At 36.2% G+C, this 24,665-nt stretch carries 27 protein-coding genes and 1 other annotated feature; of the genes, 5 read left to right on the top strand and 22 right to left on the bottom strand.

Annotated features, from left to right (window positions below; translation table 11 throughout):
- Positions 1 to 38: 38 nt before the first annotated feature.
- Both AC2JF9_RS06980 and yidC read left to right on the top strand, forming a co-directional pair.
- Positions 39 to 365, top strand: a complete 327-nt coding sequence (locus AC2JF9_RS06980; protein WP_500726371.1) for an acylphosphatase — start codon at positions 39 to 41, stop codon at positions 363 to 365.
- A gap of 31 nt (positions 366 to 396) precedes the next feature.
- On the top strand, positions 397 to 1,365 hold the full coding sequence (yidC, locus tag AC2JF9_RS06975) for a membrane protein insertase YidC (RefSeq protein WP_500726369.1): 969 nt from the start codon (positions 397 to 399) through the stop codon (positions 1,363 to 1,365).
- 84 nt (positions 1,366 to 1,449) lie between these two features.
- Here the strand turns inward: yidC and AC2JF9_RS06970 are convergent, their stop codons facing one another.
- The 9 genes from AC2JF9_RS06970 to AC2JF9_RS06930 form a co-directional block, all read right to left on the bottom strand.
- The gene (locus tag AC2JF9_RS06970) at positions 1,450 to 3,012 is read right to left on the bottom strand and encodes a HAMP domain-containing sensor histidine kinase (protein WP_500726437.1); all 1,563 of its coding nucleotides are present in this window, start codon (positions 3,010 to 3,012) and stop codon (positions 1,450 to 1,452) included.
- Positions 2,999 to 3,712 carry a response regulator transcription factor gene (locus AC2JF9_RS06965; RefSeq protein ID WP_500726367.1) on the bottom strand — a complete coding sequence of 238 codons (714 nt, stop codon included), beginning with the start codon at positions 3,710 to 3,712 and terminating at the stop codon, positions 2,999 to 3,001. The genes AC2JF9_RS06970 and AC2JF9_RS06965 overlap by 14 nt, the downstream gene beginning before the upstream one ends.
- A gap of 143 nt (positions 3,713 to 3,855) precedes the next feature.
- Positions 3,856 to 4,422 carry a DUF177 domain-containing protein gene (locus tag AC2JF9_RS06960; protein WP_500726365.1) on the bottom strand — a complete coding sequence of 189 codons (567 nt, stop codon included), beginning with the start codon at positions 4,420 to 4,422 and terminating at the stop codon, positions 3,856 to 3,858.
- 1 nt (position 4,423) lies between these two features.
- Positions 4,424 to 5,578 (bottom strand): nucleotidyltransferase, encoded by a 1,155-nt coding sequence (locus AC2JF9_RS06955; protein WP_500726363.1) that lies wholly within the window; start codon positions 5,576 to 5,578, stop codon positions 4,424 to 4,426.
- A gap of 6 nt (positions 5,579 to 5,584) precedes the next feature.
- Positions 5,585 to 5,932 (bottom strand): ribosome silencing factor, encoded by a 348-nt coding sequence (gene rsfS / locus AC2JF9_RS06950; RefSeq protein WP_500726361.1) that lies wholly within the window; start codon positions 5,930 to 5,932, stop codon positions 5,585 to 5,587.
- A gap of 8 nt (positions 5,933 to 5,940) precedes the next feature.
- Entirely contained in the window at positions 5,941 to 6,540 is a 600-nt protein-coding gene (gene yqeK / locus AC2JF9_RS06945; protein WP_500726359.1) for a bis(5'-nucleosyl)-tetraphosphatase (symmetrical) YqeK, read from the bottom strand.
- Positions 6,533 to 7,138, bottom strand: a complete 606-nt coding sequence (locus tag AC2JF9_RS06940; protein ID WP_500726435.1) for a nicotinate-nucleotide adenylyltransferase — start codon at positions 7,136 to 7,138, stop codon at positions 6,533 to 6,535. Before AC2JF9_RS06940 ends, yqeK begins: the two co-directional genes overlap by 8 nt.
- A 44-nt stretch (positions 7,139 to 7,182) precedes the next feature.
- A complete protein-coding gene (gene yqeH, locus AC2JF9_RS06935; protein ID WP_500726357.1) occupies positions 7,183 to 8,298 on the bottom strand; it encodes a ribosome biogenesis GTPase YqeH in 1,116 nt (371 codons plus the stop codon).
- Positions 8,291 to 8,815: a YqeG family HAD IIIA-type phosphatase gene (locus tag AC2JF9_RS06930; RefSeq protein ID WP_500726354.1), complete on the bottom strand. Its 525-nt coding sequence runs from the start codon at positions 8,813 to 8,815 to the stop codon at positions 8,291 to 8,293. The genes yqeH and AC2JF9_RS06930 overlap by 8 nt, the downstream gene beginning before the upstream one ends.
- A 358-nt stretch (positions 8,816 to 9,173) precedes the next feature.
- Here AC2JF9_RS06930 and AC2JF9_RS06925 point away from each other — a divergent pair, with 358 nt between their 5' ends.
- From AC2JF9_RS06925 to AC2JF9_RS06915, 3 genes are read left to right on the top strand one after another with little or no spacing between them, the layout of a single operon-like run.
- Entirely contained in the window at positions 9,174 to 10,073 is a 900-nt protein-coding gene (locus AC2JF9_RS06925) for a helix-turn-helix transcriptional regulator (protein WP_500726352.1), read from the top strand.
- A 48-nt stretch (positions 10,074 to 10,121) separates the two neighbouring features.
- Entirely contained in the window at positions 10,122 to 10,634 is a 513-nt protein-coding gene (locus tag AC2JF9_RS06920; RefSeq protein WP_500726350.1) for a hypothetical protein, read from the top strand.
- A gap of 1 nt (position 10,635) precedes the next feature.
- Complete coding sequence (locus AC2JF9_RS06915) at positions 10,636 to 11,271, top strand: GyrI-like domain-containing protein (protein ID WP_500726348.1); 636 nt, start codon at positions 10,636 to 10,638, stop codon at positions 11,269 to 11,271.
- Positions 11,272 to 11,353: 82 nt separating this feature from the next.
- On the opposite strand, the gene rplT is transcribed toward AC2JF9_RS06915, so the two are convergent.
- The 13 genes from rplT to AC2JF9_RS06850 form a co-directional block, all read right to left on the bottom strand.
- On the bottom strand, positions 11,354 to 11,710 hold the full coding sequence (rplT, locus tag AC2JF9_RS06910) for a 50S ribosomal protein L20 (protein ID WP_500726346.1): 357 nt from the start codon (positions 11,708 to 11,710) through the stop codon (positions 11,354 to 11,356).
- Between the two features lie 46 nt (positions 11,711 to 11,756).
- Positions 11,757 to 11,957, bottom strand: a complete 201-nt coding sequence (gene rpmI / locus AC2JF9_RS06905; RefSeq protein ID WP_103751871.1) for a 50S ribosomal protein L35 — start codon at positions 11,955 to 11,957, stop codon at positions 11,757 to 11,759.
- Between the two features lie 26 nt (positions 11,958 to 11,983).
- Entirely contained in the window at positions 11,984 to 12,493 is a 510-nt protein-coding gene (gene infC, locus AC2JF9_RS06900; RefSeq protein WP_500726344.1) for a translation initiation factor IF-3, read from the bottom strand.
- Positions 12,494 to 12,531: 38 nt separating this feature from the next.
- Positions 12,532 to 12,643 (bottom strand) — a sequence feature (ribosomal protein L20 leader region).
- 136 nt (positions 12,644 to 12,779) lie between these two features.
- On the bottom strand, positions 12,780 to 13,598 hold the full coding sequence (locus AC2JF9_RS06895) for a CPBP family intramembrane glutamic endopeptidase (RefSeq protein WP_500726342.1): 819 nt from the start codon (positions 13,596 to 13,598) through the stop codon (positions 12,780 to 12,782).
- A gap of 543 nt (positions 13,599 to 14,141) precedes the next feature.
- A complete protein-coding gene (locus AC2JF9_RS06890) occupies positions 14,142 to 14,804 on the bottom strand; it encodes an ATP-binding cassette domain-containing protein (protein ID WP_500726340.1) in 663 nt (220 codons plus the stop codon).
- A gap of 9 nt (positions 14,805 to 14,813) precedes the next feature.
- Positions 14,814 to 16,826, bottom strand: a complete 2,013-nt coding sequence (locus AC2JF9_RS06885; RefSeq protein ID WP_500726338.1) for a bacteriocin-associated integral membrane family protein — start codon at positions 16,824 to 16,826, stop codon at positions 14,814 to 14,816.
- A 194-nt stretch (positions 16,827 to 17,020) separates the two neighbouring features.
- A complete protein-coding gene (locus AC2JF9_RS06880; protein ID WP_500726336.1) occupies positions 17,021 to 17,677 on the bottom strand; it encodes an amino acid ABC transporter permease in 657 nt (218 codons plus the stop codon).
- Positions 17,678 to 17,690: 13 nt separating this feature from the next.
- Positions 17,691 to 18,329 carry an amino acid ABC transporter permease gene (locus AC2JF9_RS06875; RefSeq protein ID WP_500726333.1) on the bottom strand — a complete coding sequence of 213 codons (639 nt, stop codon included), beginning with the start codon at positions 18,327 to 18,329 and terminating at the stop codon, positions 17,691 to 17,693.
- Positions 18,326 to 19,144: a transporter substrate-binding domain-containing protein gene (locus tag AC2JF9_RS06870; RefSeq protein ID WP_500726331.1), complete on the bottom strand. Its 819-nt coding sequence runs from the start codon at positions 19,142 to 19,144 to the stop codon at positions 18,326 to 18,328. The genes AC2JF9_RS06875 and AC2JF9_RS06870 overlap by 4 nt, the downstream gene beginning before the upstream one ends.
- A 12-nt stretch (positions 19,145 to 19,156) precedes the next feature.
- On the bottom strand, positions 19,157 to 19,894 hold the full coding sequence (locus AC2JF9_RS06865) for an amino acid ABC transporter ATP-binding protein (RefSeq protein WP_500726329.1): 738 nt from the start codon (positions 19,892 to 19,894) through the stop codon (positions 19,157 to 19,159).
- Positions 19,895 to 20,095: 201 nt separating this feature from the next.
- A complete protein-coding gene (gene thrS / locus AC2JF9_RS06860) occupies positions 20,096 to 22,030 on the bottom strand; it encodes a threonine--tRNA ligase (protein WP_500726327.1) in 1,935 nt (644 codons plus the stop codon).
- Between the two features lie 376 nt (positions 22,031 to 22,406).
- Positions 22,407 to 23,312 carry a primosomal protein DnaI gene (dnaI, locus tag AC2JF9_RS06855; RefSeq protein ID WP_500726324.1) on the bottom strand — a complete coding sequence of 302 codons (906 nt, stop codon included), beginning with the start codon at positions 23,310 to 23,312 and terminating at the stop codon, positions 22,407 to 22,409.
- A gap of 8 nt (positions 23,313 to 23,320) precedes the next feature.
- Entirely contained in the window at positions 23,321 to 24,664 is a 1,344-nt protein-coding gene (locus tag AC2JF9_RS06850; RefSeq protein ID WP_500726322.1) for a DnaD domain protein, read from the bottom strand.
- Position 24,665 lies beyond the last annotated feature (1 nt).

Here is a 24,665-nt window from a genome sequence, read left to right as displayed (position 1 = left end):
TGGTAAAATTTAGGTAATGTACGTAGAAAGGAAGCATTATGGGTTTATTCAGCAATCATGATAACAACAAAAAACCAAGTGAGCCTCCAGTAGAAACTTGGAAGCTCATTGTATCTGGAATCGTCCAAGGCGTTGGATTTCGTTGGAGTGTTTTAAACTTGGCCAAACAAATGGGATTGAATGGCAGTGTTTGTAATAATAGCGACCAAACTGTAACCATCACTTTACAGGCTAGCCTTGATCGCGTCAACCAATTTCTTAAAGAATTGCCTAAAAATGTCTCACCATCGGCCAGAATTTCTACCGTTGAAAAAGAAAAACTGACAAATATGGGCAAAATGAACGGTTTTCATGTATTATATTAGTTATTGACTCTAGAAAAAATTGGTGAATTGAATGAAAAAATTTCGAAAATATATCGGATTAGCTGCCCTACTTTTGGCAGTCATGTTATTTGTTACAGCTTGTGCGCAAAACAATAGAGGGGCGTACAAGCCACCGACAGATTTCTTTTACGGTACAATCTACAGATTTATTGGTAAACCGTTGCAGAATATCATGCTTAGCTTCTCTAACATGATTGGTGGAAATAACGGTGCAGGTTGGGCGATCATTTTAATGACTTTTGTGGTTAGAACTGTTCTATTACCGCTTATGCTCAACCAGCAGAAAAAATCAACTACTCAACAAGAGAAAACTGCTCGCCTTCAACCTCAGATGAAGTTGATTCAAGATACAATGAAGCGAAAAGATCTCACTCAGGACCAACAAATGACCTTAGCAGGCTGGCAGCGTGAATTGTACTCGCAAAACAACATATCTTTGATGGGTGGAATGGGGTGTCTTCCTCTTATCATCCAGTTCCCAATCATGATTGGTATTTACCAAGCGGTTATGTATTCAAAGGTCCTGGCAAATTCATTTTTCTTTGGGATTTCACTTAGTGAGAGGTCAATTGCCGTAACTATCATTGCAACTCTCTTTGCCTTTTTACAAAGTTATCTTTCATTAATTGGCATTCCTAAAGAACAAAAGAAACAGATGCAATCAATGATGTTAATGAACCCGATTATGACTTTGTTTATTTCTCTATCGGTTTCAGGATCAGTAGCTTTATATTGGGCTGCAGGAAACTTCTTTTCAGTTATCCAACAACTGATTGTGACTTTTGTAATCATGCCAAAAGTAAAAAGAGACGTAGATGAAGAACTGAAGAACGAGCCGATTAAGGAAATTGTTACTCAAGCTAAAGTTGACGAACTACTTAATCAAAAAGTCCAAGCTCCAAAAGTAGCTAAACAAACCGAAGAACTTCATGAAAACTTGCGTAATCGTAATAAGGGTAAGCAACACAAAAAACCCTAACGAGTTTAACGAATAATTTAAACAAAAAAGGTCGATTGTTTTATTTAAGAAACATTCGACCTTTTTATATTTGAATTGAATATACTATTTTTGTTCTGATTTCCCCTCGGCTTCATCCCGTTCGCGGAGTCTTTTTGCCTGCTTCTTAGTTAATGATGGGAAAACTACCATGAATTGACTTCCTTGACCCTCAACTGAATCGACACTGATTTTGCCATGATAACTATGAACTAGTTTTTGAGCAATTGAAAGCCCTAAACCATTTCCACCCTTTTCCCGAGTTCTTGCTTTATCAACTCGGTAAAAGCGATTGAAGATTTTGTCCTGTTCTTCTTTAGAGATTCCTTCTCCGAAATCTTGAACAATAATATGAACCTCATTTTGGACTAAACCAGCAGAAATATTTATTTCTTTTCGATTCGTTGAATACTTTATACCGTTATCAACTAGAATAACTAATAATTGCTCTAAGTGACCGTGATAAATCTGAATTTCTGTATCCTGAGGTAAATCATCCATATCAAGACTAACTTCAAAGTCCTGGTGAACCATTGACATATCGCCTGCAACACGTTTTAGAACTTCGGCAACATTAGTTACTTTGTTTGGATACTGAACATTAATTTGTTCTGCCCTAGTCAAGTCAAGCATTTCTTGAATCAAATGTTGCATCCTTTTAGCTTCTTGCAAAGAGGCAGAAATTGATTCTTCAAGAATTTCAGGATCATCTTTGCCCCAGCGTTCTAGTAAATTCAGGTGACCCTCAATTACAGCAACCGGTGTCCTTAATTCGTGCGAAACATCACCAACAAATTCTTTTTGTTGGTCTATATAACGTTGCATACGGTCAAGCATTTGGTTTAATGACACGGCAAGTTCTTGCAATTCATCGTTACGGTGAAAATTACTAATTCTCGCTGTACTATTTGGATCGGCGTTAACTTCCATTGCTACCCGAGACATTTCTTTAATTGGTTTAACAATACCCCGAACAATTACAAACGCAATTAGAGTAAACAGAATAATGGCCACAACTGAGATGAGTACCATTCGTTTGAGCAAGTTTTTCATAAGTCCATTATAGTAAGACATCTTATTTGCTACTACAATATATCCAGTTAGCTTACCACTATGAATATCCCTAACTTTTTGATAAGAAATCAACTCCTGCCGGCGACCTTTAAAGACTCGCTCCATTAAGTAGTCGCCCTTGAAGCTTTTATATTGAGGAATCACACCTCCATTATCAAAAACGTCTTCTTTATCCAAATTATAAACAACAACGTTTAAGTCAGGATTAGTAAGCGACGAAAGCAGATTATCATTGAAGGCACTGCCGGGGTGTTCCCCTTGACCAATCGGCGGATTTCCTTGTAAGACACGACGAGCTGACGGAGTTAAAGCTGGTACAACATTTGAAATTTGTAATTCATTCGGAATTCTATTCAAACTTTCATTTAGCTTAACCACCATTTCTTCTGAGGTTGTTTTTTGCTGCGCAATTGACTGCTGTCCCACAAAAGAGTAAACAGCTACCGAAAATACAATAAAAGAGACCATAATCGTCAAAGCGACGATAGTTACCCAACGTACAACTAATGACGAGTGTTTGGTCTCTTTTTTGCTTTTGTCTTTACTTCTTTTCATCATCTTCGTCTCTCACCATATATCCGGTGCCGCGAACGGTTTTGATATATGATTGTTGTCCGGGAATGTCAATTTTGTTACGTAAGTAACGAACATAAACTTCTACAACATTGGTTTCAATGTTAGAACCTGGTCCCCAAATCTTGGATAACAGCTGATCACGGCTAACAACATTGTTCTTATTTTTAATTAATGTCATCAGTAAGTTATATTCGCGTTTAGTCAGGTCAACAGCCTTGCCATCACCACGACGAACAATACGATTAGCAGTCTCGATGGTTAAGTCTTTAAACTTAATTACTTTCTTTTCGACTGAATCATCAGAAGCTTCTTTTTCAATCTTAACGCGACGAAGTACAGCACGCAGACGAGCTAAGAGTTCTTCAATTGCAAAAGGCTTAACAATGTAATCATCCGCACCATGGTCCAAGCCCGATACACGATCAATCACTGAATCACGAGCAGTCATCATAATGATTGGTGTGCTCTTAACTTGACGAACCCGTCGAGCAATCTCTAAGCCATTTAAGTCAGGAAGCATTAAATCAAGCAAAATCGCATCAAAATCTTCATTTAAAGCAAGGTCTAAGGCCTTACGACCATTTCCTTCAACGACAGTGTCATACTTTTCATGCTTCAATTCCAGCTCAACAAAGCGAGCTAAATTCTTTTCATCCTCAACAATTAAAATTCTTGCCATTTTTATCATCCTTTATTATTAACCATAAATGCTAAATCAAGTTATAAAAAACATTTAGTAAGTTAAGCATACTTTAAATGTCATTTTAAAACAAGATTAAAAAACTAAACCATCTCAGTTCGAACTTTTAACACTATTTAATGCTATTTTTTATTTTCATTTTTTCCATCATCATCTTGATCAAGCAAGACACTAAGCTTGGCAAATGCCGGATTAACCTTATTCTTTTTACTTTCGTTATATTCTTCTTGAGAAATAACAGACCAACCATTTCCTTTTGGATAAAGATCTTCTTTTTCCTCTTCAGGAGTTAAAATCGTGATTGGAATATTAAGTAAAATATTGTCTTCAACCGCAGTTTGCAAATCAATTAGATCATTTTCAACTTTAACAATCGGAATCTCACTGTCATCAAGTTCTTCTTTTGGAATTTCAGCTTCGGTGTAATTTTCGCTAAAATGAAAATTTTGTTGATAATTAACTGGAGCTAAGCTACGACTAGATGGGACGACTATTTTGGTTTTAACGCGAAAATCACCAGTTACATAAGGCTCACTATAAAAAAGGTCACCTGTTAACATAACTTCTTTTACTTGATAAATAAGTTTTTTACTGCGCTCAAGAAACTCGGGCCGCATTTTAACTTCACTTTCAATATGCGTCAGTGGATCTCGGCTCATTTTTATTTGTGAAAAATTAAGCGATAACATGTTAAACCTCCAAAGGACGACGTCCAAAGTTCTGATCGACCTGCATTATTTGTTCAAATAAGCGATCAACCCGTAACTGTAAATGCATAGAACCATCTTTAGTGTTCTTTTGGTCAACTTTAGAAATAATATCAGCTTCGGTATCTTTTCTAATCTTTTTTAAATAGCTCCGCCCTATTTTGCTATAACCTAATAAAAACAATGATTCATGATTAAAACTATTAATCATATCGTCTTGGGTTACATTTAATAAAGTGTATAAGCATAAACGTCTCAAGCGTGAATAAGTATACCGCTTTGACTTAATTCTGCGCAAGAACTCAGTGAAATTTTGAGTTAAATGAATTTCTTGCTTCATTTTATATTCAAGTCCTTCACTCATCTGATAGATTTTTTGCAATTCTTCAACTGAAGTCGACTCAAGGCGATACTTTAAAAATGGAAAAAGAAGATTCCAGTTAGGATAAGTGGCTTGCTCATACAACTGTTCGACTTCTTTTTTAGGCATCCACTGCTCTAATTCAGAGTTAATCTTACTATGCAAAATAATATTTCGAATAGCGCTTGCACTTTGAACAATACCATTATACTGTAAGACATCATCATGGCCGGCCCCAATTCGATTTATTGGATGTAATGCTAAAGGCGCCCCAAGATTATGATTGGCAACTGCATAGGCTAAAGCTAAAATCGCATTTGGCTCATTAACTTCATGACCAACTTCACGGGCCACCATTTGGTTATACTGGGTCGAATAAGTTTGACTATAATCGTTAAAGTCCATGTGACTTTGGGGTATTTCTGCAATCTTACTGCCTAAATACGCAAAGTTCTGGCTTGCATCTTCGACACCAAATACCAAGTCAGTTACACCCAACTTAGCCAATTCGTCGATACTTCCAAGTGAAAAAAGATCAGCTGGCTGAACAGAAGTAGAAAAAGGTAACTCAAAGACGAGGTCTGCCCCACTGTCAAGCGCTGCTTTAGCACGTGACCACTTGTCCATGATTGCCATTTCGCCTCTTTGAACGTAATTACCTGACATCACAACTACAATTGGATCTTTACTGCCTGCCAAGTAGCGAGCTTGATTCATTAGAAATTCATGTCCACTATGAAAGGGATTGTACTCCGCAATGATCCCGACTGCACTCATGATTAGTTAATCTTCCTCTAACTCTAATTTTTTACCGTTGTTCCACAATTTTTCAACATTATAAAAATCGCGGGCTTCTTCAGTAAAGACATTGACCACTACATCTCCAAGATCAAGCAAAAGCCAGTTAGATTCATTTGAGCCTTCGATACGATAATCATGGAAATCAGCTTTATGAGCTTCATCAATAATAGCATTAGCAATCGCATGCAATTGCCGATTTGAACCAGCACTGGTAACAACATAGTAGTCAGCCAAAATGCTATATCCTTGCATATCATAAGCAGCGGTATCTTCACCGTGTCGATCACTTATTGCCTTCAGCGCGAAAGCTAAAATATTTTTACTAGTCATTTTTCTCCTTATCTATCTTTTATACTCCACACATTATATGAATCTAAAGTGAGTGGATAGACTTTATTTCTCTTATTAATCAAAAAATCAAGTGTATGCGCCAGCTGATAACCCACACCGTTATCCAAGTTGGCAAAAGTTATTGCCCGAGCTTCTTCAACACCAGGAAAATCGCGACCTGATTCAATGTAATCAGCCATATAGACGATTTTGTCCAGGGTCGTCATTTCAACATCTGCAGTGGTATGACGGCGTACAGCAGTTAAAATCTCAGTATCAGAAATTTTCAAGTCTTGTTTAATAAAGTAAGTACCAACTACACCATGCCAAATTGCTGGGCCCCAATTCAGCAAGTCTTGATCGAAACCTTCTGTTTTAATTACTGAGCGAAACCTTTCGACTGGTATTTCTTTGGCATAATCATGAATAAAGCCGGCAACTGCAGCCTTATTCTCATTGTAATTATTTAATTGCGCTAGCTTACGAGCTGTTAGACTGACTCTAACACAATGCTCAAAGCGACTTTTACTCAGATTACTTTTTTCTTTGGCAATTAACTCATCACTACTTAGCGAAGAATATGTATTTTCAAAAAACAATTCAGTCATGATAAAGTCCCTTTTTCTGAATATAATTGCGCACTGTGTCTGGAACTAAATAACGAATTGAACCACCAATGGCAACTGTTTGTCGAATGACAGTTGAACTCACATCAAGATCAGGAACATCAACCCAAATCATTGGCAATTCAGCTTTTTGAGGATACCCAGCCCGTTTAACACCAACGAGCGTTGCCAACTGAGCAATCTTGGTTGGCTCTTTCCATTCATTAAAGTTATTAACTTGATCACTGCCCATAATTAAATAGTAGTGATTTTCAGGTTGAGTCTTTTTTAAATAACGTAGTGTATCAACAGTATATGAAACGCCACCCCGGAATAATTCAAATAATTTCACCTGAAAGCGCGGATTATCTTGCGTCGCTAATTCTAACATATTAGCTCGGTCTTGTGCAGAAACAGCGGGCGAATCTTTTAAAGGCGGAATATTTGTTGGAATAAACCAAATTTCATCAAGGTGTAACTTATTCAGTACTTGTTCTGCCACAATTAAATGAGCAGTATGCACCGGATTAAAAGTTCCACCTAAAATACCAACTTGTTTTCCCTTTTTTGGTTCAATCTTTTCTTCTTTAAGTTCAACCATTGGAGTTTTTTCAAAACTCTTTGCAGTAGCAATCATTTTTTCCTCTATATTAAAGCCCGTCTAATTCCTAATCCAATTTTATCTGGAGTATAAATTCTTACTAAACAATCTGCTGGAACAGTAACAAAACCAATGCCACCAAATAATAAATCACTCTTATAAGAAGTATGGTATTCTTGCCCCTTTAATGGTGGCAATTCAGTTTCACCTGAAGGCGGGCAAAGCAATTCACCGATATGTTTAGCATAAAATTCGTCGGCTCTTTCGGTTTTAGTGCGATGAACATAGAGTTCACGGGCAACATAAACAGTAAAGCTTGCTGGTTCGCCTTGCAAGAAATCAATTCGGCCAAGCCCTGCTAAAAACAAAGTATTGCCTGGCTTTAATTGGTAAGTTGCTGGTTTTAACGGTTTTTGCGGTGAAATTATGGCCAAGTCTTCTGGACTAAGGCGCGTTGCTAGTTGATTTTCAGTCAATATTCCCGGTGTGTCAACTAAAAAGTGCCCGCTTTCTAATGGAATTTCAATTTTATCTAAAGTCGTTCCGGGAAAACGAGAAGTGGTGATCAAGTTCTTAATATCACCCATCTCATCAATAATTGCATTTAATAAAGTGGATTTGCCAACATTAGTCATTCCCACAAAGTAGACATCTTGATTACGTGAATTTTTGTCTAAATATGAAATCAAATCAGCCAGATTTTTCTTGCTTTTGGCACTAACCAGAAATATCTTCTTAGGAAACAAACCTACCCGATTAGCTTCTTGGCGCATCCAGTCTTTGATCTTACTTTGGCGCGAGTTAAGCGGAAATAAATCGAACTTATTTCCAACTAAAATAAAGTCATTGTCACCGACAAAGCGCTTAAGAGAAGATAAGAGCGAATTAGTAAAATCGAAAAGATCAACCACATTAACAATTAGTGCCTTTTTTTCAGCAAGTGAGTTTAGTAATGCCAAAAAATCGTCGTTGTCGGCATCGACAGGCATAATTTCATTATAATGGCGCAACCGGAAGCAACGCTGACAATATATATCATTATCATTATCTTCTTGCTCAAACGCTTGTTTCAAACGTGACGCAGGTAAATAACCTGCCTCTTCGGGGTTATCAGCTTGTAGCTTGGCACCACAACCGATACAAATAATATCGTCATCCATTTTTTAAAGTCTCCTTAAATGTAACAGGGTGTGAAAATGCTAAAAAGAAAAAAATGATTTTTTCAAAAAAGCGATTAATTCGTGTGTTCCATTTGTCTGTTTCAACAAGTGGTTTTACTAAAACTGTTTCAACCTTAGCAAGATTACCTGCTTGAATATCAGTAATTAGTTGATCGCCAACCATCATTACTTGGCTATCGGTCAAGCCCATTTCTTCACGTTTTTTAGTTATTGCAAAAGGCAATGGCTTTCTGGCTTGAGCTACAAAATCAATTTGGTAAGGATTAAGAACCTTGCCAATGCGCTCGGCATTATTATTAGAAATCACTACTAATTTAATTCCAGCTCGGGCTAAGCGTTGATTAAGTTCACCCATTTTTTTAGCAGTCTCAAATTCATTCCAAGCAAGCAGTGTGTTATCTAGGTCCGAAAAAACGGCTTTAATGTCCATTTGTCGAAGTTTCTCAGTATTTAGATGATAAATTGTATCTATTGTATAACGTGGCCTAAATAGCATTCAACTTCCCCTTTGTTTAACATTCTTTTAACTTAATATATCAAAAAAGCAGCGTTAAGTATCAATTATTACATAAAAATATCCAAAAATGTACTACTATTCCTAATAGCAATTAACGACTGGTGAAATTTTAAAAAGTTATAAAATTATTTTACTACTAACTTATGAGTCCTGACACAGCGCTATATTCAAAAAAGTTACGCCATATAAAAAATATCACAGTATTGTATTAAATAAAGGCATTTCTTTCGATGTCGGTTCAAAAAATTAATTAAAGACTTTTTCTCTATGCATAAATGCGTCTCCTATATAAAAGAACAAATATGCTAAAATCAACCTTAAGAACGGAGTGACTAACTTGCCAAAGAACAGATTATTTCAAATAGTATATTACATTCTTGAAAAAGAAAAAGTAACTGCACCTGAGCTGGCCAAAAAGTTTGAAGTTTCCCAGCGTACGATATACCGTGATATTGATACTATCAGTAGCGCTGGGATACCTATTTACACTACTCGCGGAAAAGATGGCGGAATATCTATTCTTGATACTTTTATCTTAAAAAAAGCTCTTTTTTCCAAATCAGAACAAAAACTTGTGCTAAATGCGCTGCAAGGCTTATCTTTTATTGACCAAAAAGAAACTGCAAGATTACTCACTAAATTTAGCTCATTATTCCAAATTAAAGAAACCACCTGGATTGAGGTTGACTTTTCAAGTTGGAAATCAAATCAGCCAACCAAAACACAATTTAATAAAATTAGAGATGCCATTTTAAATCAAAATGTGATCTCATTTCAATATATTAATAATCTGGGAAAACGAACTAAACGCGAGTTGAATCCTGACAAGCTGCTTTTTAAAAGTGGAAACTGGTATGTTTATGGTTATTGTCTTTTGCGAAAAGAATATCGTTTATTCAAATTAACGAGAATTAAAGATTTAAAAATACTAGATCGAAGATTCTCTTTACAAAAACCTCCTACTCGTCTTACTAATACAATGGATAAAACTAACTTGGTACAAGTTAAACTGAAATTTAATAAGAAAATTGCCGCTCGCGTTTATGACGAATTTTCAGAAGACATAACATTAGATTCTCAAGGAAATTTGTATTTAACTACAAATCTGCCCAATAATGACACTCTTTATAGCTATATTCTCTCTTTTGCAGATAACGTCGAAGTCATAAGCCCGCTTTCGGTTAAGAAACAAATCTCAGACAAGATTGAAAAAATAGAAGAAAAATATAAAACCTGACATAAGATGACAAGTATTGCTTTATATACTTTTATATGGAGGTGAAAAATGAAAGAAAAGCTCTTAGGAAACGACTTACGCTCAATTGCTAAAGCAAATGAAGTTGTTAGTAGCGTAAAGTCACAAAAACAATTTGATGAACTTTTCGCATTTTTACATGAAGGAAATCGCTTGTTAACTATGCGTAGTATTGATGCAATTGAAAAAATAACTAGACAATACCCTCAATTTTTAAACTCTCATAAAAAAGAGCTTTTTGTCTTTAGCCAAACAGCTGAAAATATCGAGTTCAAGTGGCATTTAGCACTATTACTATCAAGAATCGACCTCAACAAAAAAGAACTAACAGAAGCAGTTAAATATTTGACTAGTTGGGCACTAGATAAATCCGAAAGCAAGATTGTGCGCGTAAACGCTATTCAAGCTTTATTTGAAATTTCGCTTAAAAATCCCTTATATAAACAGGACTTCTATAAAACTACTGCAAAAGTTAAAGGCGAGCATATTCCTTCATTAAACGCAAGAATTAAGAAGTTAACTAGTAAACAGGAGGAAAATTAAGGTGAAACATGAATGGCGAAAAAGTGAAAAGGAAATTTATTTACCAAAAAAGCAGCCTATGAAAATCAAACTTCCACCAATGAAGTACTTTACATTGCAAGGAGCAGATGATCCTAACAGTAACAACTTTAGCACGGCAGTTAGCGCTCTATACTCAATGTCGTATGGAATAAAAATGGCGCCCAAAAAGGGAATAAATCTAGAAGGCTATTTTGACTATACTGTATATCCATTAGAGGGTTTTTGGTCTTTAAATGAAAGCGGAATTGAGCAATATAAAGAAAATGGTACGTTTCGTAAAAGTGACTTAATGTTTAAAATCATGATTCGGCAGCCAGATTTCGTTACTAAAGATTTTGCTTTAAGAATAATTGAAGATGTATCAAAAAGAAAGCCCAACATTTATAACTCCAAAATCTCTTTTGAAGAAATTGAGGAAGGTACTTGTGTTCAGGCGTTGCATACGGGAACTTATGACACTGAAAACACAACATTTTCAAACATGGAACTTTTTTGTCAGGAACATAATTTACAACGTCTTAGCCCTTACCATAAAGAAATTTACCTTAGTGATCCCCGAAAAATCAGCCCTGAACAGAATAAAACAACACTAAGATTTTCAGTCAAAGATATTTAATAATCAAGAAAGTACAACTTTTAAATTTTTAGCATTATAAGAAATTTACGACATAAAAAAATGGCGCATTTAGCGCCATTTTTTAATTTAAAGCTTTCTTAGCAGTTTCAGCTAATTGAGTGAAAGTCTCTGCATCATTATAAGCAATATCAGCTAACATCTTACGGTTAATGTCAACACCGGCCACTTTCAAGCCATGCATTAACTTAGAGTATGAAATATCATTTTGTCTTGCTGCAGCATTGATTCTAGCAATCCATAACTTTCTGAAGTCGCTCTTACGTCTTCTACGATCACGGAATGCATATCTGTATGATACAAACAACTGTGTGCTTGCAGCTTTAAATTGCATGTGCTTAGCGCCACGGTAACCCTTGGCAAGCTTCATGACCTTCTTACGACGTTTACGTGTAACTGTTCCACCTTTAACTCTTGGCATCTAAAATTCCTCCTAAATATCGTTTTTAGTTTATATATTTATATAATTAACGCATTTGAGAGAGCATCTGTTTGATGCGCTTCAAGTCGCTGCGTGAAACTAAGGCAGCCTTCCTCAAATGACGACGTTGCTTCTTTGTCTTACCGTGGAAACGGTGACCAGTAAAAGCGTGATGACGCTTTAATTGACCTGAAGCAGTTCTTTTGAAACGCTTAGCAGAAGCGCGGTGGGTTTTCATTTTAGGCATTTTCTAATTCCTCCAAATTAACTATATTACTTTTTATCACTCTTGGGAGCAAGCATTAAGAACATTGAACGACCTTCCATTTTCGGTTTGCTAATTACAGTAGCAATATCCGATGTGGCTTCAGCCATCTTTTCCAATACTTCGCGACCTAATTCTTTATGAGTAATAGCTCGACCCCTAAACCTAATCGAAACACGGACCTTAGCACCCTCTTTAGTGAGGAATTTTTGAGCATGTTTCAATTTAGTGTTAAAATCGTTACCTTCAATAGTTGGACTCAAGCGGATTTCCTTAACACTGACGGTCTTAGACTTCTTACGAGATTCCTTAACCTTCTTTTGTTGTTCAAAACGGTACTTACCGTAGTCCATAATGCGGGCAACTGGTGGTTTCGCATTAGGCGAAATTAGAACTAAATCTAAACTTGCAGCACTGGCCTGGCGCAAAGCCTCGGTCTTGGTTACAACACCAACTTGTTCACCATCTTCATTAATTAAACGAACTTCGCGAGCGCGGATTTCATCGTTTAATATCAAATTCTTTGGTATAATTCTTCACCTCCGTGATAATTATGAGGACAAGAAAAAGACGGGTATCAAGTTACCCGCCTTTAATCAACAGAAAATATCGATTAGCCTAGAGGTCAACTTAACTTAGGCGAGAAGCGGGAGCTTCTTCTTGTTCTCAACTAAAGTGATTATACGCTTTGCTGCTATTCTAGTCAATATAATTTGCTTATCTTTTTTAAACCGACATTACAGAATTTATATTGAATTTTACAAATTTATTCTGTGCAAATTTGCGGTCTCTTCGTAGCAATGTTCACGAAAGTATAGGTTCATCTTCGCTTTTTGTCAATCTTGTTGCATTCTCTTTAATTAGTCTGCCACGTTTGCCAGTCATCATGATGACTGCTGCAACTAATGGCAGCACAGTGATGATTCCCAAGGCCAGGTAACTAGTAGAATCATACCTACTTAAAAAGCCCGCGGAGTTATTAACAATTACCATCCCCGCAAAATCACAAAGTCCGTGACCGATGATTGCCAACCATAATTTACCTGAATAAAGAAATAGCACCGCCATGAGTGCGCCAAAGCCAAAGGTAAAGACTACCTCTGTGATCACATATGTTAAACTTTCACCAGAAAAAATATATAGTGCATGCCCCAAGGAAAATTCGAGAGTACTAAATAGAATAGCCAGCCACACTTTATAAGGCGAGCTTTTAAAACCGTTTAAGCAAATGAGAATAAAAACATACCTAGTTAGTTCCTCGAATAGTCCAATTTGAAGTGCTAAAAATAGTGCCACCCAAGTTGGGCTCGACTGTGTAGAATGCGCAAAAGCAATTTGACCTAAGCAAATGGCATCAAGAAGAGTCTTAGCATTATACAGATACGTTTCAAAAAAGTCATACCAAAGCGTGAAAGCAATTAGCAAAATCATAACCAGTAAACTGAAATTAGACGAATGGTGAAATTTTAAGCTCAGTCGAGGTGTTATGCCCCAAATAGAGCTGAAACAAAAAAGTAAGATCAGTGATAAGAAAATTCGATTCTCATCCCAACCATTAAAAAAAGTTGGCCTGACTAATAAAGAATGGGTTGAATAATAAAGGGTTAAAACGATGACTTCCATTGCCCAAAAACGCCAAAAATACCGTTTAATGCTGTCAAACTCTACAATCATAAGTGGAAGCAAAATGTATAGGAGACCAAATAAGTAAAAAAAACTGATAATTTCATAAAATGGCGAACTAACTTTAAGCAGCTGTTCAAAAACGAGATAATACGCTATCAGAAAAAATGTAGGCAAACAGATAATATTGCAAAAATGGGATATTTTATACAAAATTTCGTTATTTTTTCTAAGCAAAATGAAAATTAAAAGTACATCAATGATTATTGCCATAACCAAAGTAGATTTAACATTTATTACTTTAGATTGAAGGTGCAAAAAGTATTGCGATAAAGCAAAGACCGTCAAAACAAACGCACTAAATGCCATTTGGACGCGCAATATCATATTGAAAGCTCGCCGGTTTATACTCATGAAAGTCGCCTTCCTTAAGATTTTTTTAGATAATAAAGTAAATCAAATAATTTTGCAATAAAAATGGAAGTTAACTGCTAAAACTCACAAACGCTTTCTTAATAATTTGTACTGGAAGTACATTAGCATTTAATTAACATTATTTTGGCTAAACTTTATTTTGGTATTTTCAATTTCAATTACATAATCACATTTTTCCCAAACATTTTGATCATGCGTAGCAATTACAATTGTTGCTACCGGATCAAAACCGGTTAACAAAGTTTTTAATACCACTTGACCGTTTTCCGCGTCGAGGGAGCCAGTTGGCTCATCAGCAAAAATTACTTTGGGTGCTTTTAAAATTATTCGAGCTAAGGCCACTCGTTGTTGTTCACCGCCACTTAGGGTGTAAACCTTTTGCTGCAATTGCAACTTGTTTAACCCAACATGAGAAAGAGCGCTTTTCATTTTTGTTTCTCTTTCAGCCTTAGATAGTTTTTGATTGGCAAAACTCAAGCTCAGATTTTGTTTCACCGTTTCGGTATCAATTAACCCGAAATTTTGAAAAATAAACCCGAAATATTCACGATATAGTTTTTTGCGACTTTTGGAATTAACCTTAAAATCGTCAATGCTCACCTCTCCTAAAGTCGGCTTTTCCAAACCACTCAAAAGATTTAACAAAGTTGTTTTTCCAGCACCACTTTTGCCAACAATGGCGTAGCTTTTACCAGATTCCAGATTGCAGCTTATATCTTCAAGAATAATTTTGTCGTTAAATTTTTTAGTAAGATGTTCTACTTTAATCATTTTTGGCTCCTAGTTTCCATGGTTAAGCGAGGTTAATAAGTTACGTTGGGCTTGAACATATGCTAGCCAAATAATAATTGATTCAAACAAGAGATAAACTAAGCCATATGGCAGCAAATTTAAATGGTTTAAGCCGGCTAAAGTAAGCGTAATTATCAAGATATCAAGTGTTAAATTACCTATTAAGAATAAGCTAACAAGTTTAGCATTTGATTTACCAAATACCTGGTATACTGCCATTTTGCGTCGTTGACTTTGCAAGAATGTTGAACTCACGAACACAATAATGAAAATAAGCTGCAAAAGCGTCAAAATAGTCGTAATTGTCAACATGAGTATTTGCCTATTAGCTTTTATATTATATTCCCATAACAGCGTCTGACGACTAGTTATGCTAGTAGCATAAGGACTCAGTCCTAACCGTTTAATCAATTTTCTAAGTTGCGTAAGATGGGTAAACTGGATTGTTCCCTGAGTAATAATCGCCTGACAAAGATCATCAGAAAGCTGTTTATCATCCATCACGATAATCAAGGGATCTGTAGAAATTGAAGATAAAACATCGTATTGAACTGTATAATTAAAAACTTTCTGGCCACTAGCAATTGGTACTACTCGAATTTGCGGCTGAAGATTTTTCGGATAATAATTAGGATATTTATTATGAAAAGCAATAAAAGATTTAAGCTGCTTTTTTGCCTTTTTTGCTTGATCTAAGCGATTTTTGGGCACCAGAAGCATAATTTGATGCTTATCAAGTTTAAAATGTTTGGCTCTAAGTTCACTATTTTTAATAAAATTGCGATTGGCAATAATTACATTACCATTACCGGGCCGAGTGGTGCGTATTCCTGGGTGAAACTGTTGCGAATTTTGCGCGGTAATCACGTCTGATGCCTGTACAACCAACTGATGGGCCATTCTAGCTACTTGTTTGTCCTCATCACGATTCCGAAGATCCCAGTTTAATCCGAGTAGGTAACTGTTTTTTTGATTATGCCATTTTTTGACAATATTTTGATCTCTAACATAGATTTTATGATGATTAAATAAAGTTACTGCATTGACCATCATCAAAGCCAAAATAAGTATTTTTAATGCATAACCAATTATGAAAAATGAGTGGGCGTTTTCTTCTCCTTTAATTGCCAGGTAAGGATTCATTAAAGCTAAAACTGCATAAGAAAGGCTATTTAATAAGAAAAAACCTAAAAATATTATTACTAAAAGCAATAGTGTATATGGCAAAAAGAAGCGCCAACCACTTATCGTGAATGTATTAAGGCTCCAAATAGTCATGATCAGGATAATTAAGCCAAAGGAGAATCCCAACAATGCAGCTTCGCTTTTAAAATCATGCTTAAAAATTTGCCAGTTGCTAAGACCATTAATTTTCATTACAGCATATGCTTTGAAGCGATATACTTTTTCTAGCACCATGACGATAAATAAAACGCCAATTATCCCCATTCCGACAATCAAATCAAATTGCGTAGAGTTTTCTAAAAATATCATCAACAAAGTTTTAGGACTTAAAGAAGTGTCTTCAACGCGCGTTATAAGTCTATTTTTTTTAAGCAGTAACCGCAAGCGCTTTAATGATTCGCCTTTAGCGCTAGTACAATACAAACCGTATATATCTTCAAGACTTAATTCTTCATTGGTTAGCTTTTTAATAGTTCCATTTTGGTAAAGCGAAAAGTCATTATTATTACCACCAAAATCATAAACTATTTTGTCACGATGGCCGTTAAAACTATTAATCCGTATTTTAACCAAAGAAACTCTTTCAGCACGAGCAAACTTTTTTAGCTTAGCAAAAAAAGCTCCTTTATTGTTCTTCTTATTCCATTTCTTAACGTCCTTAATTCTTTTATTAACTATCTTTGACGCATAAATTTCCACAATTGTCGGATTATTAGGAACAGAATTATTATCATATTCACGCATGAAACCAGCAAAAAAAACAATTACAACAATTGTTATCAGAGAGTACAGCAAAATTTTTATTTTACGAAACATGTTTTAACCTTATCTAGTATTAGGTATGTATAGGTATCCTTAAGCCCAATCATATCACTCAATTTAGAATAAGTAACTAATTTTCTAGATAATTACCCTTAACAAAAAACCGTCTATTTAAAAAATAAACGGTTTTTTGTTAAATTTACTTAAAATCAAATTAATCACAAAATCACTTGCTTGCTGTTAAATTCTTAATTTACCATACGTCGGTGCAAATAATTACCTGCCATTGAAAGCGAAAAGCAAACAATAAAATAAAGTAGAGTCAGCGACGCAAACATAGGGACAATGTAGTTAGCGTTTTGCCCATAAACAACTTGCGCATGCTGCATTAATTCCGGTACTACGATTATTGTAGCTAGCGAAGTGTCCTTAATCAGTGAAGCAAATTGACCAATGATAGTTGGAATCATATTTTTATATGCTTGGGGTAAAATCACATGCCATAAAGCTTGAACGAAAGACAGACCGGTTGAACGAGCGCCTTCCATTTGTCCGATTGAAACGGACTGGATACCTGAACGGACAATCTCTGCCAGCATGCTTGACTCAAAAATTGTCATCGCGATTACTGCCGAAAGTATTGCTCCTGGTCGTAAGCCAACATTAGGCAGCCCAAAGTACGTAAAGAAAATAATCAACAGTAAAGGAAGGTTACGTATTAGATCAATAATGAATCCAACGACAGCCGAAACACCCTTTATTTTTGAATATCTAATAATTCCCAAGATTGATCCCAAAATAAAACTCAGTACAATTGAAATTACCGAAATAAACAGTGTAACAGCTAAACCTTTTAACAGAAAGCTAAAATTTAGCCATGATAGAGCTTCAATCCATGTTTTCATTCTAGTCGCCCCCTTACGCTAATCGTTTTTCCAAGTACCGCATATAATAACTAAGCGGCATAGTAATTAATAAGTATAGAACTCCAATTACTAAATAACTGTTAATAGTATCAAAAGTTACCGAAGCGATTGCGTTGGCTTGGTACATTAAATCAAAACCAGCAACAAACGCTAAAATAGATGAATCTTTAATTAGGTTGACAAACTGGTTGCCCAATGGAGGTATAACAATTTTGAATGCTTGGGGCAAAATAATGTACTGCATTGCCTGCTTATAAGTCATTCCCGTTGAACGCGCACCTTCCATTTGCCCATCAGCCACGGATTGGATTCCTGAGCGAACAATCTCAGCAATAAAAGCCGATGTGTAAAGGAAAAGACCTATTGTTCCCGCAGCAAAACCATCTAATTGCACAAAGAACTTGGGAACAATTAAGTAAAAGAACATGACAATAATCAGTAAAGGAATATTACGAAAAAGTTCAACATAGGCCCGACCGATTTTATTCGCTAATTTATTGGGAATCACTTCCAGTAAAGCCAGCAAAATACCAAAAATCAAACTAAAAACTAAAGTTAATAAACTGGAGAGCAGTGTCCAACCAAAGCCAGCTAAAAGTTGATTACCAAATTTATTGAATATATTTATCATTTGTAATACATCTCCTTATAGTTGAAACCCGGAACTTGCCCAAACCATTTTTTAATTAACCGATTATATTCACCACTACGTTGTATTTCCTTAATTGCTCGGTTAACCTCTCTATGAAATGGTTCTTGATTCTTATTAACCGCAATTCCATAAGGTTCTCTGGTATAAGTGCCACCGCAAACTTCTAAACTACCCTCACTTTGAGCAGCCAAACCATATAAAATACCATTATCACTAGTTAAGGCATCCCCTTGGTGTGATTTTAAAGCAGAAACGGCCTGACCATAATCTTGCATTGCGACCACTTTAGCTTTGGGAGCAACTTTTCTAATCTCTTCAACCGAGTTATCGCCAACAATGCCAATAACAGTTTTGCCATTCAGATCACTTGGTTTTTTAATTTTCGAGCCCTTCAGAACAAGTAATGATTTACCGGCCTGAAAGTATGGTTTAGAAAAACTGATAATTTTGGCTCGTTCTGGGGTTATGGTTAAAGTTGCTATTACCGCATCAACGTTACCGTTTTTTAATAAAGGAATCCGGGACTGGGAAGTAGCTAAAGTAAAATTCGCCTTGCCTTTTGGTCCTAAAATTTCTTTGGTAATTGCTTTTGCCATATCAATGTCAAAACCTTTTTCACGATCATCTCTAATATCAATTAGGCTAAATAGTTTCTTATCACCTTCAACTGCCCAAGTGATTGTATTAGATTCTCGCACTTTTTTTAAAGCTGACTGATCAGTAACCCGCCTTCCACAGCCAGTTAATAAGACTGCACTAAATAATAAAATGATAGGCCACATTATTCTTTTCATGATTGGCCTCCCTTAGTGCGAAATGATTTTACTTAAGAATTGTTGCGCACGCTCAGTTTGCGGTTGCTTGAAGAACAATGAGCTATCATCATCTTCAACAATTTGCCCCTGATCCATGAAAATTACACGGTTAGCAACTTCTTTTGCAAAACCCATTTCATGCGTAACAATTAATGACGTCATATCTCTTGCTGAGGCTACCTTTTTAATAACCTGCAAAACATCATCAATCATTTCAGGGTCTAAGGCCGAAGTTGGTTCATCAAACAAAAGCAATTTTGGTCGCATTGCTAGTGAACGAGCAATTGCTACTCGCTGCTTTTGACCACCAGAGATTTGTGCTGGCATATTTTGTGCCTTATCAGCCAATCCTACCATGTCAAGCAACTCCATTGCCCGTTTTTTATTTTTCTCTTCAGGAATGTGACTAACAATCCGTGGAGCAAGCATTACATTTTCCAGCACGTTTTTATTTGCATAAAGATTAAAGTGCTGAAAAACCATACCAACATCTTGGCGTAAACGATTCGAGTCAGTTTTAGGATTTGATAAGTCCTGATTATTAACAATCAGTTTTCCGCTTTGAATTGATTCTAAACGATTAATCGTTCGAATTAAGGTGCTTTTACCTGAACCAGAAGGTCCAATCAAGACAACAGTTTCACCATTATCTATTTCTAAATTAATATTGTGTAACGCGTGAAATTTCCCATAATATTTTTGCACGTCGTGAAATTCTACCATTGACATTCTTAAATGCTCCTTTGTGTTTATCGTTCATAAACCGACTAAAGCATCTCGTGCTTTTCTCAGCAATTGACTATAATCAATTGTGCATTCCGTCAACACTACTTTTGTTACCCGACTTGCAAAGTTTCAGCAGATTTTTATGTTTAAGTCCTTGTTATGATTTTTGGTCTTTTAATAAATTGTTGTTCATTTTTAATTCGACTATTCATCTCTAGAATATGATTTAACGTCCTTGTCAATTTCATTAACAAACTCATCAAAGCTCTTTGCTACTTCTTCTTCCGTTCCATAGCGACGAACGTTAACTGCGTTTGCTGCCATTTCCTTATCACCTAGTACTAAAGTGTAAGGAACTTTTTGCGTTTGTGATTCGCGAATCTTATAGCCTAACTTTTCATTGCGTAGGTCAGCTTCTGCTCTGAATCCATGCTGGTTAAGCTCATCGCGCACCTTTTTAGCATATTCAGAGTGAGCATCGAGATTAACTGGAATAACTTCAACTTGAACTGGTGCAAGCCAAGTTGGGAAAGCGCCCTTGTAAATTTCGATTAGGTAAGCAATAAACCTTTCCATTGTTCCAACAATTCCGCGGTGGATCATCACTGGGCGATGCTCTTCACCGTCTTGACCAACATAAGTTAAATCAAAGCGCTCCGGAAGCATGAAGTCCAACTGAATAGTTGACATTGTCTCATCTGATCCAAGTGCAGTCTTAGTTTGAATATCAAGCTTAGGACCGTAGAATGCTGCCTCACCTTCTGCTTCAACGTAATCCAGACCCATGTCATCCATGGCCTTTTTTAGCATTGCTTGACTTTCTTCCCACATTTCATCGTTTGCAAAATACTTTTCAGTATTCTTGGGATCACGGTACGAAAGTCTGAAGTAGTAGTCAGTAATATCGAAGTCTTCGTAAACATCCATAATTAGCTTTAAAGTCTTCGTAAATTCTGCTTGAACTTGATCAAGTGATACAAAAGTGTGTCCGTCATTTAGGGTCATTTCACGTACCCGTTGCAGACCTGATAAAGCACCAGACTTTTCATATCTGTGCATCATTCCGAGTTCGGCAATCCGAATTGGTAATTCGCGATATGAACGAATATGATGCTTATAAATTTGGATGTGTGATGGACAGTTCATTGGGCGAAGTTCCAGCATTTCGCCATCACCCATGTCCATTGGTGGAAACATGTCATCACGATAATGAGCCCAGTGTCCCGAAGTCTTATAGGCATCAACGTTCATTAAAACAGGAGTGTATACATGTTGGTAGCCAGCAGCTTCTTCTTTGTCGGTAATGTAGCGTTCTACTACCCGACGAATAGTTGCACCTTTTGGCATCCAGTAAGGAAGACCAGCACCAACCTTTGGATCTACAAAGAATAAATCTAAATCGCGGCCGATTGTCCGGTGATCGCGTTCTTTAATCTCTTCACGACGCTTGAGATCTTCATCAAGGTCAGCTTTCTTGAAGAAAGCAGTACCTGAAATCCTCTGCAACATTGGATTAGAGGACTGTCCCTGCCAGTATGCTCCGGCAACTGATAACAATTTAAATTGTTTAATTTTGCCACTATTTGGTAAGAGAGCTGCAAAGCCAAAATCAACAAAATCGCCCATCTTGTAAGCTTGAACTTGATCTCCTTTTTCTTCTTTTAATAATTCAAGTTTAAAAGGATCATCTTTAAATATATCTTCAAGTTCTGATTTAGAAATAAGGACAGATTCGATTTTTTCGCCGGCTTTAATCGCTTTTTTTACTGCATTTTCAAGTTGCGGTAACTCACTAACTTTAATTTGATTTTCTTTGTCAGTATCAACGAAAAAACCATCTTTATCAGCAGCATGTTCGCCAAAGTGAAGCTCAGGATATGCCTTCTTTGCAACTGCCTCAAAAACAAAAGCAACAGTTGCTCGTAATACATCCAAGCTCTCTTCATCCTTGTCGGTAATTATTGAAACACTCGCATCCTGATTAATTTCAAAATCAAGTGGTTGTAATTGTCCATCCACTTTGCCAGCAATTGCTGACTTACCAAGTGAAGTAGCAATACTATATGCAAAATCACCAATAGTGACTGCTTTGTCAAAGTCACGCTTTGATCCATCTGGCAAAATAATTGAAAAACTCATGTAAACCTCCAAAATTTATTAAACAAAAAAAGTCCCAGTGCAGCTACTGCACTGGGACGTCTAAAGGCGCGGTTCCACCCAAAATTTAGTTAGACATGTCTAACTATCTCTTATGAATTGATAGTGGAATTCACCCATTTTAATCGCTTTTTAATATTGAATGAGTGGGGTAACGCTCCAATGAGATACTCTCAGAATACTGTATCCCTCTCTTAATCAAGCTTTATCATGTTCATTCATTGAATACAATTATACATATCTAAAAGATGATTGCAAGACTTTTTTAAAAATTAATGAATAACTGTCTTTTAACTTAATCTATCTTATTTAAATTGCAGGCACGACTCAGATTATGTAAATTACTGTTTTGTATTCATTATACGTCGCGACGCCTATTCGGCCCAGAAATAGTGACTTCTTTAGCCAAAGTGCGCACTCGCTCCATTAGTCTTGCAGCTTTAACCGGATCAATCGCATTTTTGGTTTCTTTAAAATGCTCTTCTAAATCAGCCATAGCAAAATTTGACGAAAAGAAAGTTGGTAATTGGTTATCCATTCGGGATTGTAAAATTACAGCTAGTACTTCGTCTCGTGACCATTGGCTCAGATTTTCAGCCCCAATATCATCCAAAATAAGCAAATCACTGTTTGAGATGCGCTGAACTTCATCCATTAAGCTATTGTCATTAAAATGGCTAGATAAGCCAGCAATGAAATTAGGCACATGTAGGAACACAACATTTTTGTTCATTGCCGCAACTGAATTGGCTAGGCCAGCTAAAATATAAGTTTTACCGACGCCAAAACTGCCTGATAAATAAAGCCCCTTTTGATGAACATCTTTAGAATATTTGTCCAAAAAACTGCCGATTTCTGCCATTGCTTGGGAACGCTCAGGAGTAACTTCAACTTGACTCAGCCGAACGCTATGCAGTGTACTGGGTAAATTAATCAACTGCAAATGCTTTCGAACATTAATTTCGCGTTCATGCTCCAATTTACTTTCTTCCGGAACAAATTTAATGTCAATTGCATTAGTATTTAAGATTAGTTCAGGACGATATCCAGCAGTTACTGGATTCGCTTTGTGCTGTTCTAAATAAAACTCATATAAAGCAGACATGCTTTTATTAATCATTTCATCAGTAATCGCATCTTGATTTTGATTAATAAACTGTTGAATTTTAGGTTCAGCTAAAACTTGTTCACGAATTTGGTCAGTGTTTAGCTTTTCCGCCATACCAGATTTTCCTTGGTCTAAAATTTTATTAATGGGACGCATAATTTCACCTACTTCAAGCCGTTACGATCGTCAAAATTCTTGAAAAAGTTCTTTAAATCAGTTGGCGAAACATCTGATTTAACCGTAGTTTGTTGTTTACTCCAGTCGGTACCTTTTTCAATACGTTTATTTTGCGAATAATGCGGGTACTTACTCTTATTTTGCTCCCTTTTCGTCATATATTCAATCGCTTGAGCACCATTCTTAACGTCATGCTGTAACCAATCATGGAGTATCCGATTGGCTAAACGGTAAGATACATTAGGGGCGCTTTTTAAACAAGCATAGGTAAGAATGTTAAGCAAATCGGTTGGAATGCCCTTCTCATTATACAAGCTATCTAGCACTTTATATTCACTAGCATCAACATAATCATTACGTTCAGTTTTCAAGCTATAAATAAATTGCGCTGGCGATTTAGTTTGCGCAAGTTGTAAAATTTTCTGGTCTTGTTTGCTAAATTTAATATTCGTCTTACTATTTGTATTTTGCGTTTCTCGCTTGATTTGTGAACGGGTGCTGGCTGCATGGATGTTGCTAGCAATTGTTTGCTTAATTTGCGACATATTTAGCTGGTAATCGCCATGCAAAGACGACAGTGCCTCATCAATAAACTCTTGCTCAGACAAACCATAGGTTCTCATCACGCCACGAATTCCTTCACGGTTTTTGTCAATTTCGTTATTGGGAATTTGATATATCTCAAACTGTTGCTTCATGAAGTCCCAATCAACATTATCATTTTCGTTAATAGTGGCCTTGGCTTTTTGACTAACTTGGTTTTCCTTGGCAGCATTTTTAACCACTTGAGAAGGATCGATAGCTTCTTCTTCAGGCAACCTAAAAACATCCATAAATGAAGCTGAAATATCTTTAGCTTTTTCAACGCCTATAACTTGATTTTCGTTTATTTTACTTTCACAAGCAAAATCATGGCTTAACTTTTTAAAATTAGTTATGCCAACCTTCTCTTTGAGTAAACTAGCCAAAAGAGCAGTTGAAAAAAACTCACTGCTACTAGGAATTTGTAACAGATGAAAGCATAAAATTTGTCCCATAATGTGGTTTTCAACAATTTTGGTCTGAACTAAGCCCACAGCTTCAAGCTTATGCAAGGCCGCAAAAAGTTTTTTAAGATCACAATCAAGTTGTTCTTGAAGTACATATACTCCTTTTGCATCCGATAAAATTGCATTGGAATCGTAATCCTCATTTAGGCTTAAGTACATAGACAGTGCTAAAGAGCCAATCAGGGGTTGATACAACTTAACCAGAATGCGCAAATCACTAGGAAAAAGATTGACTCGGTTAGAAATGAAAAAAGGTTGTTTGGGATTAAGCGTCTCAAACATG

The sequence above is a fragment of the Lactobacillus sp. C449L genome (assembly GCF_059900815.1).
Note: the sequence above shows the minus strand (reverse complement) of the source record. Positions and strands in the feature narration are given on the sequence as shown.

Excerpts from the sequence above, each read along its gene's own strand:
- AC2JF9_RS06980 (WP_500726371.1), top strand. The coding sequence starts at position 39 with ATGGGTTTATTCAGCAATCATGATAACAACAAAAAACCAAGTGAGCCT.
- yidC (WP_500726369.1), top strand. The coding sequence starts at position 397 with ATGAAAAAATTTCGAAAATATATCGGATTAGCTGCCCTACTTTTGGCA.
- AC2JF9_RS06970 (WP_500726437.1), bottom strand. The coding sequence starts at position 3,012 with ATGAAAAGAAGTAAAGACAAAAGCAAAAAAGAGACCAAACACTCGTCA.
- AC2JF9_RS06965 (WP_500726367.1), bottom strand. The coding sequence starts at position 3,712 with ATGGCAAGAATTTTAATTGTTGAGGATGAAAAGAATTTAGCTCGCTTT.
- AC2JF9_RS06960 (WP_500726365.1), bottom strand. The coding sequence starts at position 4,422 with ATGTTATCGCTTAATTTTTCACAAATAAAAATGAGCCGAGATCCACTG.
- AC2JF9_RS06955 (WP_500726363.1), bottom strand. The coding sequence starts at position 5,578 with ATGAGTGCAGTCGGGATCATTGCGGAGTACAATCCCTTTCATAGTGGA.
- rsfS (WP_500726361.1), bottom strand. The coding sequence starts at position 5,932 with ATGACTAGTAAAAATATTTTAGCTTTCGCGCTGAAGGCAATAAGTGAT.
- yqeK (WP_500726359.1), bottom strand. The coding sequence starts at position 6,540 with ATGACTGAATTGTTTTTTGAAAATACATATTCTTCGCTAAGTAGTGAT.
- AC2JF9_RS06940 (WP_500726435.1), bottom strand. The coding sequence starts at position 7,138 with ATGGTTGAACTTAAAGAAGAAAAGATTGAACCAAAAAAGGGAAAACAA.
- yqeH (WP_500726357.1), bottom strand. The coding sequence starts at position 8,298 with ATGGATGACGATATTATTTGTATCGGTTGTGGTGCCAAGCTACAAGCT.
- AC2JF9_RS06930 (WP_500726354.1), bottom strand. The coding sequence starts at position 8,815 with ATGCTATTTAGGCCACGTTATACAATAGATACAATTTATCATCTAAAT.
- AC2JF9_RS06920 (WP_500726350.1), top strand. The coding sequence starts at position 10,122 with ATGAAAGAAAAGCTCTTAGGAAACGACTTACGCTCAATTGCTAAAGCA.
- rplT (WP_500726346.1), bottom strand. The coding sequence starts at position 11,710 with ATGCCAAGAGTTAAAGGTGGAACAGTTACACGTAAACGTCGTAAGAAG.
- rpmI (WP_103751871.1), bottom strand. The coding sequence starts at position 11,957 with ATGCCTAAAATGAAAACCCACCGCGCTTCTGCTAAGCGTTTCAAAAGA.
- AC2JF9_RS06895 (WP_500726342.1), bottom strand. The coding sequence starts at position 13,598 with ATGGAAGTCATCGTTTTAACCCTTTATTATTCAACCCATTCTTTATTA.
- AC2JF9_RS06890 (WP_500726340.1), bottom strand. The coding sequence starts at position 14,804 with ATGATTAAAGTAGAACATCTTACTAAAAAATTTAACGACAAAATTATT.
- AC2JF9_RS06885 (WP_500726338.1), bottom strand. The coding sequence starts at position 16,826 with ATGTTTCGTAAAATAAAAATTTTGCTGTACTCTCTGATAACAATTGTT.
- AC2JF9_RS06880 (WP_500726336.1), bottom strand. The coding sequence starts at position 17,677 with ATGAAAACATGGATTGAAGCTCTATCATGGCTAAATTTTAGCTTTCTG.
- AC2JF9_RS06875 (WP_500726333.1), bottom strand. The coding sequence starts at position 18,329 with ATGATAAATATATTCAATAAATTTGGTAATCAACTTTTAGCTGGCTTT.
- AC2JF9_RS06870 (WP_500726331.1), bottom strand. The coding sequence starts at position 19,144 with ATGAAAAGAATAATGTGGCCTATCATTTTATTATTTAGTGCAGTCTTA.
- AC2JF9_RS06865 (WP_500726329.1), bottom strand. The coding sequence starts at position 19,894 with ATGTCAATGGTAGAATTTCACGACGTGCAAAAATATTATGGGAAATTT.
- thrS (WP_500726327.1), bottom strand. The coding sequence starts at position 22,030 with ATGAGTTTTTCAATTATTTTGCCAGATGGATCAAAGCGTGACTTTGAC.
- dnaI (WP_500726324.1), bottom strand. The coding sequence starts at position 23,312 with ATGCGTCCCATTAATAAAATTTTAGACCAAGGAAAATCTGGTATGGCG.
- AC2JF9_RS06850 (WP_500726322.1), bottom strand. The coding sequence starts at position 24,664 with ATGTTTGAGACGCTTAATCCCAAACAACCTTTTTTCATTTCTAACCGA.